Source organism: Faecalibacillus sp. MSK20_93 (assembly GCF_020589945.1).
Taxonomy (GTDB): domain Bacteria; phylum Bacillota_I; class Bacilli_A; order Erysipelotrichales; family Coprobacillaceae; genus Faecalibacillus; species Faecalibacillus intestinalis.
Genome location: NZ_JAJDKA010000064.1, coordinates 1 through 15,126, shown reverse-complemented (window position 1 = coordinate 15,126; position 15,126 = coordinate 1). Strand labels below are relative to the sequence as shown.

Sequence of the window (15,126 nt, the reverse complement as noted above, 5' to 3'; positions counted from 1 at the left end):
ACTTTTTCGTTCTTTTATTAGTGCCTTAGCTTTTCACTAAGGAACGAGTCGCACATAAGTTCTGTCCGAAATTCATTATTTTCTGCTCCTTTCCATCATTTCAATTTCTCTTTCTGCGGCTGCTCCAAGTGAGAACAGGAATAAATCAAATAAGATATGCTTCATGTTGTCATTCCTCCGTTTCTGTAATCATTTCCTCTGTGGAAGTTGTCTGCTGTTCAATCAGCTTTTTGTGACGCTCCGTGAGCTTCGCATGGTCTAAAATGTCTTTGAGATAAGTCGTACCGTTGGTACTGTCAATCTTCTGTAAGACTTTCCAAGTGGGAGCTACCTGTCTGCTTATCCAGTTGAGCGTCCGAGTGAGCGTATAAGGCTCTGGTTTGGTCGTCAGTTTCAAACGCCCACGATCAGAGCCGATAAAGTACGCCCATTTCTCATTGGTCTGCCATTCGCTGCGTCTTTTCTCCACCTCCTTGTCAGCGAACCGCATATAACGGTTGATAATGTCAAAAGCGGTACGCTCTGCGTCATGATAGGTCAGCAGGTCACGCACCGCATAATAGGCTCGCTCATTTTTCAGCCGAATTTCAAAACGGTTCTTGATTTTCGTATCTTCAATGGGTATATCGTATTTCACATACTGCTCATAGTCCTTTTCATAGATACAGAAATAAACCTCTGATTTGAGCGAACCGATATAAAGCGTATTTCCCATTCCGTATCTGTCCTGTTCATTGCTTCTCACCAGCTCACCGCTGCGGTAGCTCTTGAAGCTGCGGAATACGGAAATACATTCTTCACGGTTGCATTTCTCTGTCAGCTCTGGAATATCCAAGATTCCTGCCATATCGTTGATGGCAAGGTCAAGACGTTTCATCACACCTCCTTCCACCAGAGCGTCCATGAGAAAGTCATACCAGCTCCTATGCTGTGCCAGCAGATAACTTTCCATCTGTCGACAGCCTTTGCCTTTCAGCTCCAGCAGTGTGCCTTTCTCTTTATCGGGTGATGTCAGCACGAACACATCACCAAGCACATAATGTTCCGCATAGGAGTAGAATCCGTAGTCCTCATGTATCATTACATCCAGCTTTAATTGCAGAATATCTTCAACAACGTGCCGAACGTCCTGTGTGGGGAATCGGATTCTGACGTAATCCAAGACCATTTCCAACGGATTCTCTGGATTCAGCTTTTCCAGAGCGTCCGTGAATTTCCCCTTGATTTCTTCTGTCAAGGCTACTTTTCCAGATTCAATCCTGCTGACATACTCACGACTGATACCAGCCATGACCGCAAGACGATTCTGGGAAACGCCGTACTGCGTCCGTTTTTCCTTAAAATCGTTTATCCAATCGGTATCATTCAGTTTCAATCCCTCCAATCGAAAAAGAAATGTGACAGTTACCGATTTTGTCACACTTCTTTGAATGTTTGAAAAGTCCTCTGTTTTCAAGGACTTTTTGATATGTAATTGACTGTTTCCAGATAATTTGTGCCCCCCTGTTAGATAATGGGGGCAGATGGTTGGGGCGGCTTACGCCACCCCAACACAGGCTAGTCCGTACCTGCGTCTTTCGCTTCGCACGCCGCCTGTCCGTCCTGCCTGTTTTGTGACAATCTTCCTATCTCTTTTAAAAAGTCATGTCCTTTGGGTACAAGGGGAGTGTAAAACTCGGATATGACACTGTTTCCCGTATCAACATAGCCACGCCCTTTAATCTGCTTCAAGAAAAAGTCCTTGTCTACTTCACCGAACATCATACTGTACCCAAGCTCCGACATACGCCCAAGAGCCACACGGAAATTGAACTGGTCACGGATTCCATCACCGAGATACTTTGCGTCTGGACGCTGACAGGCGAGAATGAGAAAATATCCTGCCTGTCGTCCGAGCATGACTATCTGTTTCAGCTTGTTAAGGACAGCAGCATTTTCCTTTGTGGTGAGCATTTCCATGAACGCCACATATTCATCAAAAATAAGGAAGTGGGGCGATAGTCCTAAATAGGCATAGTTTTCACCTGTCCTGTAATTCTCCATGAGCTTCATTGCTTCACTTCTTGCCATCATACCGTCATAGAACCTGTCAATACAGGCGGTTATATCGTCTTTCTTGTACCAGACTTCCGGCATGACAACGGACAAATCCGCAAGGTCGGCGTTCTTTGGGTCTAAAATATACATGACCGCATTGCTGCGGAGCAGAGCTTCAATGATAGTAAGGATAAAGTAGGTTTTACCACCACCAGTGCCGCCAGCAATTAGCATATGTGGGAGCTTGTCATACTCCCACCAGACATTTTTCATCAGACGCAAGCTGCCATGTTCAGCCTGTACCTCATTGATAGTGATTCTGTTCGCAATCGTATCATAGAGCAGCACATATTCCACATAGCTGTCTTTCAATTCTTTGGAAACCAGCTCACAGTATAAGCCTGTTTCCAGCTTCTTTTCCAAGTGTAAAAGCTGGTCTTGATATTTCCCTAATGTAATTTCCGTACGGATATATAAAAGTCCATGCTCCATATGGTAATACAGTTTTGGAAAATAGGTGATTTTCTCTTTTTTAGTAGTAGCTGGCAAGTCCTTGAAGAATCCGCTATCCTGTGTGGATTCCGATTCATACCAGCCATTTTCCAACAGCATACGAGCCAGCTTTTGACGGTGAAAGAGCTGTTTCACTCTGTCATACTGGAATCTGCGATAGAAAAGGGTAGCCAGTACACAGACCAAAGCTGCCAAAACGATAGTCATTATCCTATATGGTGTGACCGTCAGATGGACACTGCCATCTTGAAAAAGCGAGATTACTTTCCAGTCCGTAGTGATGATTGTTTTTAGGTTCAGCAGCATAACCACCGCAAGGAACAGCAGGAGCAACGAACCAGACGAGAAACGAAAAACCAGCGATTTGTCACTGGCTCTGATACGATTCCCACGTTTATTGAATTGTGGCATAGGCTAAATCCTTTCCTTATTTTTTATGCTGTGGCTGCTGCGGATTGTTGGGAGCGTGGTTATTTCCGGCTGGCTGACCGTTCTTATTCTTCAAGACAATATCATCTGCTTTGATATACCAGTCAACGTCTGCACCTTGAAATGTAGCGGTTGCCACCGTATCAGCTACAGGATTGATGATTTCCACCTCTGTGTTGTAGTCAAATTCCTTTAACGGAACAGAAGCCGGAATACTCACCTGAATCATGCGTCCTTGCTCCTTACACTTCAAATCGTAGGTACGTTCTTTAATTTCTTCAGAAACCGTACCGTCCTCATTTTGAATATGTACCTCTCGTCTTAATGCAGAGAATTTCAATACTCCGAAAGTCTTTTCCTTGTCTATAATGATTCCGTTTGCTAATCTCATAATCTCTGTACCTCCTTATGCTTTCACCATATCGTCTGCTGACAGGATATAGTTCGTGAATCCTCTTGTGCCGATTTTATAACCCTCTGCGGTGATTTTAGGATTGATAAGTTTCACTTTTTTCTCTGATTCAAAGTTCTTCTCACCAGCAGAAGCGGGCAGCACCACGATAATATCATCTGCCCTCTGTACATCCGAATAAAGGTTGAAGCTACGGGAAACGACCGTCATACGTCCGTTGATCCTACGCTGTTCCACCTTATTCTCACCTGCAAACTCCAAATTCCCGAATGTCTTTTCCATGTTTGGGATAACGTGTTTTAATTCCATAAATTGTTTACCTCTTTTCTTTCTGATTTTGATTGATTTGTTATTTAGTGTCATTCTGCTGTCGAGATAATATCTGTCTGCCTGTGAATTATCAAGGGCAAGCGTTGTGCTAAAAGCACCCTTGACAATCCCCATTCAGAAAGATAAATCGTAATCAAGCAGAAGTTAGATATAGTGTCAGCCACAGACTGACTTTTTTATGATGGGCGGTGAACGGGGCGTTGCTTTCATAAGCTGATACCTCCCGTATTATTTAGACTTTTTTACTCTGCGGAATCTCTTATAACATGCAAAGATAAGACCAGCAGCGGAAATCCCCATCATGGCGAATAATGCGGCAAATGGCGTATTGTCACCTGTCTTTGGTGATGTGCTTGCCTTAGTTGGTGTGCTAGGTTCATCTGGTGTGGTAGGGGATTCTGGTTTCTCTTTGATTGTTACAGTCTGCCCCTCATCTTTGATGTCCTTATGTTCAGCCACTTTGATAGGCTCGTCTGGATTGGTTACGTCATATAATTCTTCAAAAGTAACAAGCTCCTTACCTGCAAGCTCACTGGCATTGAATGTAAATTCAATCTGAACTTCCATCTTCGTGTCAGTAGCGGTAAAAGTAAGGTCATTTTCCACACGTTTACCATTCGCCAGAAGTTCAGCATTTTCAGACTTCACCATTTCCCAACCTTTAAGAGTGTATTTCACGCCTTTTTCCAAACCGTCTAAAGTGACCGTATCAACGATAGTTACTTTGTCGTCTACTTCAATCGTCTTTTCACCTGTTGCCTTATCGGTAGCGATTGTGTGCATAGTGATGATACGTTCCGTAATCGTCACTGTTTGCCCTTCGTCCTCAATGTCCTTGTGTTCTGCCACCTTTGTAGGCTCGTCTGGATTGGATAAATCGTATAATTCCTCGAATGTTACTAGGTCTTTTCCTGCAAGCTCACTGGCATTGAATGTAAAGGCAATCTGGACTTCAATGCTAGAATCTTTTGCAGTAAAGGTATAGTCACTTTCTACAGGTTCACCGCCAATCAAAAGCTGTGCGTTTTCAGACTTCACCATCTGCCAGCCTTTGAGCTGATAGGTTGTACCTTTTTCCAAGCCATCTAAAGTGACCGTATCAATGACAGTTACCTCTTTACCAGCAACAATCATCTTTTCACCTGTGGCTTTGTCGACAGCGTTGGTATGAATTTCAATCACTCGTTCTTCGATAGTCACGGTCTGCCCCTCATCCTCAATGTCCTTGTGTTCTGCCACTTTGATAGGCTCGTCTGGATTGGATAAGTCGTACAATTCCTCGAATGTCACAAGGTCTTTTCCGCCAAGAGCAGAAGCATTGAACGTATAGGAAACCTCAACTTCCATTTCGGATTTTTTCGCAGTGAATGTGTAATTACTTTCCACAGGTTGACCGTCAATCAAAAGCTGTGCGTTTTCAGACTTCACCATTTGCCAGCCTTTCAACTGATATTTTGTGCCTTTTGTCAAACCATCTAAAGTCACAGTATCAACGATAGTCACGTTCTTTCCAGCAACGATTGATTTTTCACCTGTCACCTTATCTGTGGCAGTCGTATGGATAGTGATTTCTGGCTCGTATTCATCTGTAAGCGTACCTAAATCCACGACTACTTTATTTCTTGACACCACTACATCAAATGCCGGAATTAGCGTCATTCCCTTGTTGGAATCGCAGCGTAATTCTTCGATTGTGTAAGTATCATAGAGCAATGCACCTTTGCTGTCGTCTGGTGTGGAAGTACCGAACCAGATACCGTCCTCACTGGTCTTTCCGGCGTTGGTATTCTGCTTATGAGATACCCAATCAGAGGAAGTGGAAAGCTGACCATTTGCGTCTGTCACAATGATATGGCTCTCACCAGTCGTCTTGCCTGTGATCCTAAAGGGAACATTCGCAAGTCGCTTGTGAGTGCCAGCACCGATTTTTACACCCTCAATATCTCCACGCTTAATCTGGTTGTAGATGGAATGTGCTTCATCTGTTAAATCCACGATTTTTCCATCTTCTGTGATTTCAAATTCAATCGGTTTTGCACCGTCCGTCAAATATCCCTCTGGGGCGTTGCTTTCCTCAATATGGTATTTTCCGTATGGTAATGTATCGGCGGCAGTTGTAGCGATACCGTCAACGCCAGTATGGATTGTTTTGACGACTTCATTCTTGTTGTATAACTTGCCATTTACCAAGACAGCGTTATCATTTAAGGAAATGATTTCAAAGGCAGTATCTTTCAAAGTCGCACCGCCTTGTGCTTTTGTATCTTTGGTTTCAAGGTCACGTTTCTGGATTTTGACACCGCCACGGATAACCTTGTCTAATACGGAATACTGGTTGCTGCCGCTTAACGCTGCAAGCTCACCATCTTCTGTAATCTGTGCCACATAGACACCTTTTATCTGTTCAGAACTTCCGGCAGCCTGCATATAAGCACCCTCCAATAAGTAACCGTTTGGAGCTGTCTTTTCTTCTACAGTGATAGTACCAAGCGGCAAGCAGATAGTACCATTCTGTGTATAGAAGCTGTCACCCAATACCTTGTAGGAATCGGCTAATCTTGTGATGTAATGGACTTCATTGTTGCTGTCTTTTTCAGCGATTGTCTTTGTCGTCCATGTGCGTGTTGGTTCTGATGGAAGATTGTCTTTTGTATAGTAACCGTCATAATACTTCCAGACGAACTCCGCACCCTCTAAAGAAGCGTTACCCTGTGGCGTAGCTTTGGAAATTTCCATATCAATCTTGAAAAGCTCAACCAAAGTGTCAGTGACTTTTGGTTTGTCGCTGACTTTTAAAGTCGTAGTTTCATTAACCTTGACCGTCATAGTATAGACGTTCTTATCTAACTGGAATCCCTTTGGAGCTTTCGTTTCTTTCACATAGTATGTCGCAGCTCTTAATTCCACAGTGTCCGTATTACCATTGGCATTTGTCGTAAGTATGGCAACAGATTTCGTGCAGCCTTTATCAGAATAGACACCATAAGTCGCACCAGAGAGAGAATAGCAGTCATTCCCGTTTGTGACTGTGGTATTACTGGAAGATTTCTGAATCTTGCCATTGCCGACAGCCAGCTCTGCGAAGAACTGTCCTAAATCCTGCCCCTCACCAGTGTAGATATAACCGTAACAGTCATAGCGTCCTTTATTTTCTCTTACAAAGGCTTTCGCTCCGGCGAATACTTCATCTTGCACGGATTTTGAGATTTCATCATAGGAAGCTCGTACATTGTCACAGCTCCACCCAAGATGGACGCTCAATCTCTGCCAGACTACAAGCTGTCTTAAAAGGTAGGCGTGCTGGCTGCTCAATCCTGTATGGCTTTTCGTGTACTGTTTGACGTATTCAAGAGATAAAGCAACGTCCTCTATCTGGTCAGCAGTCATGCGTGTACTTGCGTCACTTCTGGTCTTATATCCATTCTTAAAGCCTGTGTTGATGTCGATACAATAAGCGTCCTCGCCCTCAACGGTCATATGCCCCTCATTAAATGTAGAGCCGATAGAACCATCATTCATTACTTTCTCAACAATGCCGACACGTTCCTCCGATTCTGTCCAGTATTGTGTTTCCGCAGCATGGACAGCAGTTGTGGGTAGAGCAGTAAAGACGGTTGCGAGAGTAAGAACACCTGTAAGCAATCGTTTCAATATCTTATTCATTTTTTGATTCTCCTTTCATTTGGGTAAAAAAATAGACGCTCATTTCTGAACGTCTGGAAATAAAAAAGGAATACCGTTTTTCAAGTATTCCTAATTCTATATGTTATTTAACTGTATTTATGTGATATGAAGTTGTTTGCTGCTGTTATGCCGCTATTTGTTGTTGGTATCTCAATGGTACATTACCATCTTGAAAAGGATGTATTCTTTCAAATTGTACATGGAAATCTAAAATATCTTCGAATGTCTTTTCTTTTTTTGAATTATATTCTTTTAATAAATCTTTCATTAAATTATCAACTTCTTCAGGAAGAGGTGTTTTCATATTTCCAACTTCATTTGGAAATTTTTTGTAATCTCCCACGGCAAACCAATCTTTCTTAGAATCACTTGTTCCACTTTTTAATATAAAATGTAATTCTTTAATAAACTTTTCATTTAGTTCCATTTTTACATGCTCAATAATCATATCAATACAACGGAAATGATTTGTTGTTTCAATAATGTCATCAACATTAAGAACTTCATTTTCTATACCTATTGTATTTGTTTCAAAAATAAAGCGAGTTTGATCATGAGTTAAACGACTACCTTCCATATGATTTGAGTTATAAGTTAAATCAATTTGTGTTTTATGATAAATACCACCAGAGTATTTACTTGCTTTTTCTTCTTGTAAAATAGCAAGTAATGTTTTAGGCTTTTCTTTTCTTTTATTCATACGTTCCGGTTTTTTTGCATTTTCCGGGATATTCCAAGTTTTACCGGTAAGAAAAGCACCTTCTATACGACCCTTAGAACAATAATTTCTTACACTGCGTTCTGATATATTCCATTTTTTTGCGACATCTGCAACTGAAAGATAATTCATTTTTATATCTCCTTCTATATCAAATATGTGTATTTTTATATAGTATATCATATTATCGGCAAAAAACATAAATTTATACGTTGTTAAAATATATAGTTTTTGCCGATAACGGCAATAAAAAGCCCTTTAGTTTATCACTAAAGGGCTTCTATTATTTTTTAATCATTACGAATTGATAAGGTTTTAAAGTTGTTGGGTTGTAATTGTTGTAGTTATCTAACAAGATGTTTCCTTGAATATCAGGAATTGGTTGTTCAGTGTTTGTAAAGTTACATAAACAAATAATTTCTTGTCCTTGATAAGTACGTTTATAACCAATAACATCATCTACGGTATTTACTTCTTCAAAATCTCCATAAACAAGAGTATCTTCTTGTTTTCTAATAGAAATCATTTTTTTATAGAAGCTATAGATTGAATTTGGATCATTGAATTGACTTTCAACATTGATTTTATCTTGGCTACCTGTCATTTTTAACCAAGGTTCATGATTACTGAATCCAGCATATTCACTACTATCCCATTGCATTGGTGTTCTGGTATTATCTCTACTTCTAAGGTTAAGGAAATGCATGGCTTCTTCTTTAGTAAAGCCTTCTTCTAAGGCTCTTTGATATTGTCCATGACTTCCAATATCATCAAATTCATCAATGCTTTCTCTTTCAAAGTTTTCCATACCAATTTCTTCACCTTGATAGATAAATGGTGTTCCTCTTAAATTAAAGAACATACCAGCAAGCATTGTTTGAGAATAATAATTATGATTTTTCTTATCTAACACAAATTTATCGATTGCTCTAGGTTGATCATGATTTTCTAAGAAACTAGCAATCCATCCAAGTTTTTGTACTTCTCTTTGGCTTGTAAACAATAATTCTTTAAATTGTTTAACAGTCCAATCATTTCTTTTAAACCATTCTTCATCTTCACTAATATCAAAATTACAATAATTAAAATCAAACATCATTGAAAAACATCCTTGTTCACCAATAAAAATACCTAAATCCTTATATTGAACCCCTACTGCTTCTGCAACAGTCATACAATTATGTTTTTCAAATGTTTCTTTCTTTAATTCATCAAAGAATACTTCAATACCTGGTTGATTTCTAGAATAAGCAAAACAAGAACTTAAACCATCTTGTCCATCTACTGGACCATCTAAATATCTTTGATCTTTTTTAATAAAGTTAATAGCGTCTACTCTAAATCCCGCAATTCCTTTATCTAACCACCAATTAATCATTTTATAAAGTTCTTGTCTTAACTGAGGATTTTCCCAGTTTAGATCAGGTTGTTTTTTAGAAAAAGCATGGAAATAATATTCATCTCTTCCTTCAACCTTTTGCCATACAGAACCACCAAAAACTGATCTCCAGTTAGTTGGTTCTTTACCATCTTTAGAGGATTTAAAGATATAATAATCACGATAAGGACTATGAGGATCTTTTAAAGCTTCTTGAAACCAAGCATGTTCATCTGAACTATGATTGATAACAAGATCCATAATAATCTTAATTCCTTTAACTTTAGCCTTTTCAATCAATTCTTCTAAATCAGCCATTGTTCCAAATTCAGGATTAATATCATAATAATCAGAAATATCATATCCATTATCATCCATAGGTGATTTATAAATAGGACATAACCATAATAAAGTCACTCCTAAATCTTCAAAATAATCAAGCTTTTCAATAATCCCACGAATATCTCCAATTCCATCATTATTAGAATCCTTAAAACTTCTAGGATAAATTTGATAAGCAATCTCCTTTTTCCACCATTCTTTATTCATTATTCTGCCTCCTTTAAAATATATAATTTTGAATAATAATCTCCACAACCATCCTTATTTTCACCACAAGAACTATCACTTATAATAAGTCCCACATTCATCAATTCATCTCCATATAAATCTAAACCATTAACATGATACATCTTATCTTCATCTAAACCTAATAAAGGTAAACGACGATAACCTACATTAACTTCTTGTAAAGGTCGATAGTAACCAACAATAGCTTGTGTTTTATCATGAGAGACAACCATCCAAGCTGTTTCGTTTGATGTAAATGGACTTTTTAAACGATAAAATATTCCAAATTGAAATAAAGAACGATATTGTTTCATAAAACTAATTTGTTTTTTAATAATTTCTTTTTCTTCAAAGGTTAATTGATTAACATCTAATTCATAACCAAAAGTACCAAAATAAGCTACATTAGCACGTGTTTCAAGTGGTGTATTTCTAAATGTTTGATGATTAGGAATTGCTGAAACATGTGATCCCATTGAAGAAAGTGGGTAAACAAGAGAAGTTCCATATTGAATCTTTAATCTTTCAATAGCATCTGTATCATCACTTGTCCAACATTGAGGGGCATAATAAAGCATTCCTGGATCAAAGCGTGCTCCTCCACTTGCACAGGATTCAAAGAGTATATCAGGGTATTTAGTTGTTAGAACATCGTATAAATGATAAACACCTAGGATATATTCATGCATGACTCTTCCTTGTGATGAAACATCATGAGTGCTTGAATAGACTTCTGACATACAACGATTCATGTCCCATTTAATATATGAAATATAGGAATCATCAATCACATTCATCATTGCCTGAGCAATGTATTCAACAACTTCATGATTAGAAAAATCTAAAATATATTGATTTCTTCCATGACAACTCTTTCTATGAGGAGTTTTTAATATCCATTCAGGATGATTTCTATATAAGTTAGAATCTTCATTGACCATCTCTGGTTCAAACCATAATCCAAATTTTAAACCTAAATCATGAATTCTCTTTGATAGACCACGAATTCCATGAGGCAGTTTATCTAAATTAGGGAACCAATCTCCTAATCCTTGATGATCATTATTTCTATTACCAAACCAACCATCATCTAACACAAATAACTCAATTCCTAATTCTTTTGCTGTATTAGCCATTGAAACAATCTTATCTTCATTAAAATCAAAATAAGTTCCTTCCCAGTTATTTACTAAAATAGGTCTTACTTGATCTCTATATTTTCCTCTTACCAGTCTTGTTTGATAAAGTTTATGATAGGTTTGTGACATTTTATTTAAACCTTGATTGCAATAGACCATCACAACCTCTGGGGTTTGAAAAGAATCTAAATGATTTAAAACATACTCAAAACCATGAGGATGAATTCCCATCAAAACACGTGAAATATGATAATTATCAACTTCTACCTGTGCTAAAAAGTTTCCACTATAAACAAAACTAAAACCTAAAACTTCTCCTGCACATTCATTACAATTTTTTCTTTTCAAGGCAATAAAAGGATTAAATTGATGAGAGGAACATCCTCTCAATGAATAAATACTTTGAATACCTTCAACTAATTTTCTTGTTTTAATAGAACGTTCTCTTGACCAAGAACCACAAAGTTCAATCATTTCATAATCTTGATCGGGTAAATCTAAAGACATAGACATCATTTGATTTAATCTTAATGATTGTTGTCCACAGTTTATAATGAATGAATTTCTGGTAATAACAGGTAAATCATGATAAATGGTATAACTTAACTGTAATTTTGTATCAATAACATCATCATATAGGGTAATGATCAATGTTTGTGCTTCATCTTCTTTTTCTACATAAGTTGCAGGTAAATGATCTAATTGAGGTTTACCTTGAATTATTTGATGATTTACATATTCAAAGTTTAAAATATGACTGCCATTTTCTTGGGTGATATCGATTGCTGGATGACGTAAATCACCAGAACCATAAACAGGATATTCTTGTTTAATATGTTCTAATGAAAAAGTGAGATCACTTTCATAGCTACAAGATGACATTGGTCGAGGACTTGTTTCAAAAAGATGATCAAAGTTATCTCGATCATGAATTCTTTTTCCATAATAGAGTTGACCTAATTGATTGTTTTTTAAGATTTTAAAGATATAACTGATTTGATCATTATATAAATGAAAAGTTTTACTTTCTTCATGAAATTGAATCATAAATTTCTCCTACTCACTAAATAAAATTTTTAAAACATCTTCTAATCCATCATCTACAATAGATTTACAAACAATATTTGCTTTTTCTTTTAAAACATCACAGGCATTTCCCATGGCAACCCCTACACGACAAAAATCAATCATTTCTAAATCATTTTCTCCATCACCAAAAGCGTATGTGTCATCTTGATCTAAATGATAATAATCAAGAACTTTTTGAATACCTGTTGCTTTTGAAATTGTTGGTGAATAAAATTCAAAAGCATTATCACTGCCATGTTCATCAAAATTAATAACATAACCAAAATCATTTTGGATATAATTTTCTATTTTTTCACGATCTTTATTTGTGACATTTGCTTCTATTTTAATCGCTCTTTTTAATACCTCATTACGATCAAACTTTGTTGTAAATAGATCTTTAAAATGTCCATTTTGAACAAAGAAGTTATAAAGTTCTTTATAAGAAGGATCAATGTATAAATGATTCGCTGTCGCAATCATATAATCACAATGAAGTTCTTCTAACATATTTGCTGTCTTTAAACATAACTCATAATCCATTCTATTTTCATAAATAGATTTTCCATCAATTTCTACATAACCCCCATTATTTAAAACATAACCATCAAAAGTACCATCCCACCACTTTTGATCTAACATGGCTTTAGGACGTCCACTACAAATAAAGAGTTTATGTCCTTGTTCCTTTAATCTTTTTAGTTCTTTTTGTACACCTTGAGGAATTTCTTGAATACCACCATAAGACCATATTAATGTTCCATCAATATCAAAAAATAATACCTTTTGTTTCATAACATTTCTCCTTTCGTTAATTATATCACAAAGCAATAATCAATAGTTTTCAAGAAAAGAAAATAGATAAATACGTAAGAAAGTACGCAAGATAAAATGTACTAAAAAAGGAATCTTGCGATTCCTTTTGAATTAATCATCTAAAATAGAAGATCCATTTGTAGCAATCACTTCTTTATACCAATCGTATGATTTCTTTTTAGAACGTTTATAAGTTCCATTACCATAATCATCAACATCTACATAAATAAATCCATATCTCTTAGACATTTGATTAGTTGAATTAGATAATAAATCAATTGGTGCCCAAGTTGTATAACCCATTAATTCAACACCATCTTCTTCAATAGCTTTATACATTTGACGAATATGTTCTCTTAAATAATCAATACGATAATCATCATTAATAGACCCATCTTCTTCCACTGTATCTTTCGCTCCTAAACCATTTTCTACAATAAATAATGGTTTTCTATAACGATCATATAAATCAACACATGAAATTCTTAAGCCGATTGGATCAATTTGCCATCCCCAATCAGAACTTGGGATATATGGATTTTTAATAGCTGTTTCTGTATTACCTGCACTCATTTCTAAGCCTTTTGTATCCGCAGCAACACAACTAGATGAATAGTAAGAGAATGAAATGAAATCAACAGGATATTTTTTCATGATTTCTAGATCTTCATCAGTCATTTTAATATTGAATCCTTTATTTTTATACATTTGTAATAAATATTTAGGATATTCACCATGAACTTGTGTATCGCTATAACAATAGATTTGTCTCATTCTTTGTTGTTGTTCTAATACATCTTCTGGTTTACAAGTATATGGATAGTAAGTTAATTTTGTAAGCATACAACCTACTTTAGCGTCAGGAATATTTTCATGTGTAATTTTTACCGCTAAAGCACTTGCCACAAATTGATGATGCATTGCTTGATATTCAACTTCTTCAAATTCTTCTGGTTTGAATCTTGATTCAATAAGTCCACCGGTCATAAATGGATGTCTAATGATTGAATCAATTTCATTGAATGTTAACCATAATTTTACTTTATCTTTATATCTTTTAGTAATAACATCAACATAACGTGTAAAGAATTCAATGGAACGACGATCATACCAACCATTATAGTCCATACAGAATGCTAGTGGTGGTTCATAATGGGACATAGTAACTAATGGTTGCATCCCATATTTTAAACATTCATCAAAGACATCATCATAGAATTTTAAACCTTCTTCATTTGGTTCTAATTCATCCCCTCTAGGGAAAATACGAGACCAAGCAATAGACATTCTATAAACTTTAAATCCCATACCTGCAAGTAAAGCAATATCTTCTTTATAATGATGATAAAAATCAATCCCATGGCGTTTAGGATAATAAACTTCATCATCTGTACTTAAAGCTTTTTCAATCATTTCATCAGAAATATCACATAAACCATGTGTATTTAATAAATCTTTCATAGATTTAGGATCAGTGAATAATTGTACATCACTACAACTTACACCTTTTCCGCCTTCTTTCCAACCACCTTCATATTGGTTAGCGGCAGTAGCTCCACCCCATAAAAATCCTTCTGGAAATTGTTTCATATTATATTTCTCCTTATTTTTTATTATCAAATTCATTATATCGATATTATTGAATATTTGTTTGTTTTTTCATAATATAAAAACTAATTCTACTTATAAGAGGTGTTGTTTTCTATTTAAAATGATATGATTTGATTAAAGGAAGTGGTCATATGGATCTTATCAAAATAGGTAAATATATAGCTTTTAAAAGAAAAGAACAAGGCTTAACACAAAAACAGCTTGCTGAAAAGTTAAATATGTCTGATAAATCAGTCTCTAAATGGGAAAGAGGAGTTTCCCATAGTTAAAGATACCACACCCAATATCACAAACTCACGCTTAAACAATATTCCTTAGTCAACCACATACAATAACAAATACAAAAAAGCTGGAAGCAGACTTAATTGGTATATTAAATTATCCGGTGCTTAGAGGTTCGCTCTAAATTATTAGGCGGAGT

At 36.5% G+C, this 15,126-nt stretch carries 11 protein-coding genes; 1 reads left to right on the top strand and 10 read right to left on the bottom strand.

Annotation, left to right across the window (positions count from 1 at the left end; genetic code table 11):
* Positions 1–169 precede the first annotated feature (169 nt).
* The 10 genes from mobT to LJD34_RS13820 form a co-directional block, all read right to left on the bottom strand.
* Positions 170–1,384, bottom strand: coding sequence for a MobT family relaxase (gene mobT, locus LJD34_RS13865; protein ID WP_179988315.1), 1,215 nt, complete (start codon positions 1,382–1,384; stop codon positions 170–172).
* Positions 1,385–1,557: 173 nt separating this feature from the next.
* On the bottom strand, positions 1,558–2,961 hold the full coding sequence (locus tag LJD34_RS13860; protein WP_009203305.1) for an FtsK/SpoIIIE domain-containing protein: 1,404 nt from the start codon (positions 2,959–2,961) through the stop codon (positions 1,558–1,560).
* 16 nt (positions 2,962–2,977) lie between these two features.
* The gene (locus tag LJD34_RS13855) at positions 2,978–3,370 is read right to left on the bottom strand and encodes a YdcP family protein (RefSeq protein ID WP_009203304.1); all 393 of its coding nucleotides are present in this window, start codon (positions 3,368–3,370) and stop codon (positions 2,978–2,980) included.
* Between the two features lie 15 nt (positions 3,371–3,385).
* Positions 3,386–3,700: a YdcP family protein gene (locus LJD34_RS13850; RefSeq protein ID WP_227360179.1), complete on the bottom strand. Its 315-nt coding sequence runs from the start codon at positions 3,698–3,700 to the stop codon at positions 3,386–3,388.
* 249 nt (positions 3,701–3,949) lie between these two features.
* The gene (locus tag LJD34_RS13845) at positions 3,950–7,384 is read right to left on the bottom strand and encodes a VaFE repeat-containing surface-anchored protein (RefSeq protein ID WP_227360178.1); all 3,435 of its coding nucleotides are present in this window, start codon (positions 7,382–7,384) and stop codon (positions 3,950–3,952) included.
* Positions 7,385–7,529: 145 nt separating this feature from the next.
* Entirely contained in the window at positions 7,530–8,255 is a 726-nt protein-coding gene (locus tag LJD34_RS13840; RefSeq protein WP_227360177.1) for a Fic family protein, read from the bottom strand.
* A 151-nt stretch (positions 8,256–8,406) separates the two neighbouring features.
* A complete protein-coding gene (locus tag LJD34_RS13835; RefSeq protein WP_227360176.1) occupies positions 8,407–10,050 on the bottom strand; it encodes a glycoside hydrolase family 13 protein in 1,644 nt (547 codons plus the stop codon).
* Positions 10,050–12,257 carry an alpha-galactosidase gene (locus LJD34_RS13830; protein ID WP_227360175.1) on the bottom strand — a complete coding sequence of 736 codons (2,208 nt, stop codon included), beginning with the start codon at positions 12,255–12,257 and terminating at the stop codon, positions 10,050–10,052. Before LJD34_RS13830 ends, LJD34_RS13835 begins: the two co-directional genes overlap by 1 nt.
* A 9-nt stretch (positions 12,258–12,266) precedes the next feature.
* Positions 12,267–13,073 carry a Cof-type HAD-IIB family hydrolase gene (locus tag LJD34_RS13825; RefSeq protein ID WP_032091094.1) on the bottom strand — a complete coding sequence of 269 codons (807 nt, stop codon included), beginning with the start codon at positions 13,071–13,073 and terminating at the stop codon, positions 12,267–12,269.
* Between the two features lie 132 nt (positions 13,074–13,205).
* Complete coding sequence (locus LJD34_RS13820) at positions 13,206–14,684, bottom strand: 6-phospho-beta-glucosidase (RefSeq protein WP_227360174.1); 1,479 nt, start codon at positions 14,682–14,684, stop codon at positions 13,206–13,208.
* Between the two features lie 152 nt (positions 14,685–14,836).
* On the opposite strand from LJD34_RS13820, the gene LJD34_RS13815 reads away from it, so the two are divergent.
* Positions 14,837–14,974 (top strand): helix-turn-helix domain-containing protein, encoded by a 138-nt coding sequence (locus LJD34_RS13815; protein ID WP_199589604.1) that lies wholly within the window; start codon positions 14,837–14,839, stop codon positions 14,972–14,974.
* The last annotated feature ends 152 nt before the right edge of the window (positions 14,975–15,126 follow it).

Coding starts and splice junctions, on each gene's coding strand:
- LJD34_RS13860 (WP_009203305.1), bottom strand. CDS start 2,961: ATGCCACAATTCAATAAACGTGGGAATCGTATCAGAGCCAGTGACAAA.
- LJD34_RS13855 (WP_009203304.1), bottom strand. CDS start 3,370: ATGAGATTAGCAAACGGAATCATTATAGACAAGGAAAAGACTTTCGGA.
- LJD34_RS13850 (WP_227360179.1), bottom strand. CDS start 3,700: ATGGAATTAAAACACGTTATCCCAAACATGGAAAAGACATTCGGGAAT.
- LJD34_RS13845 (WP_227360178.1), bottom strand. CDS start 7,384: ATGAATAAGATATTGAAACGATTGCTTACAGGTGTTCTTACTCTCGCA.
- LJD34_RS13840 (WP_227360177.1), bottom strand. CDS start 8,255: ATGAATTATCTTTCAGTTGCAGATGTCGCAAAAAAATGGAATATATCA.
- LJD34_RS13835 (WP_227360176.1), bottom strand. CDS start 10,050: ATGAATAAAGAATGGTGGAAAAAGGAGATTGCTTATCAAATTTATCCT.
- LJD34_RS13830 (WP_227360175.1), bottom strand. CDS start 12,257: ATGATTCAATTTCATGAAGAAAGTAAAACTTTTCATTTATATAATGAT.
- LJD34_RS13825 (WP_032091094.1), bottom strand. CDS start 13,073: ATGAAACAAAAGGTATTATTTTTTGATATTGATGGAACATTAATATGG.
- LJD34_RS13820 (WP_227360174.1), bottom strand. CDS start 14,684: ATGAAACAATTTCCAGAAGGATTTTTATGGGGTGGAGCTACTGCCGCT.
- LJD34_RS13815 (WP_199589604.1), top strand. CDS start 14,837: ATGGATCTTATCAAAATAGGTAAATATATAGCTTTTAAAAGAAAAGAA.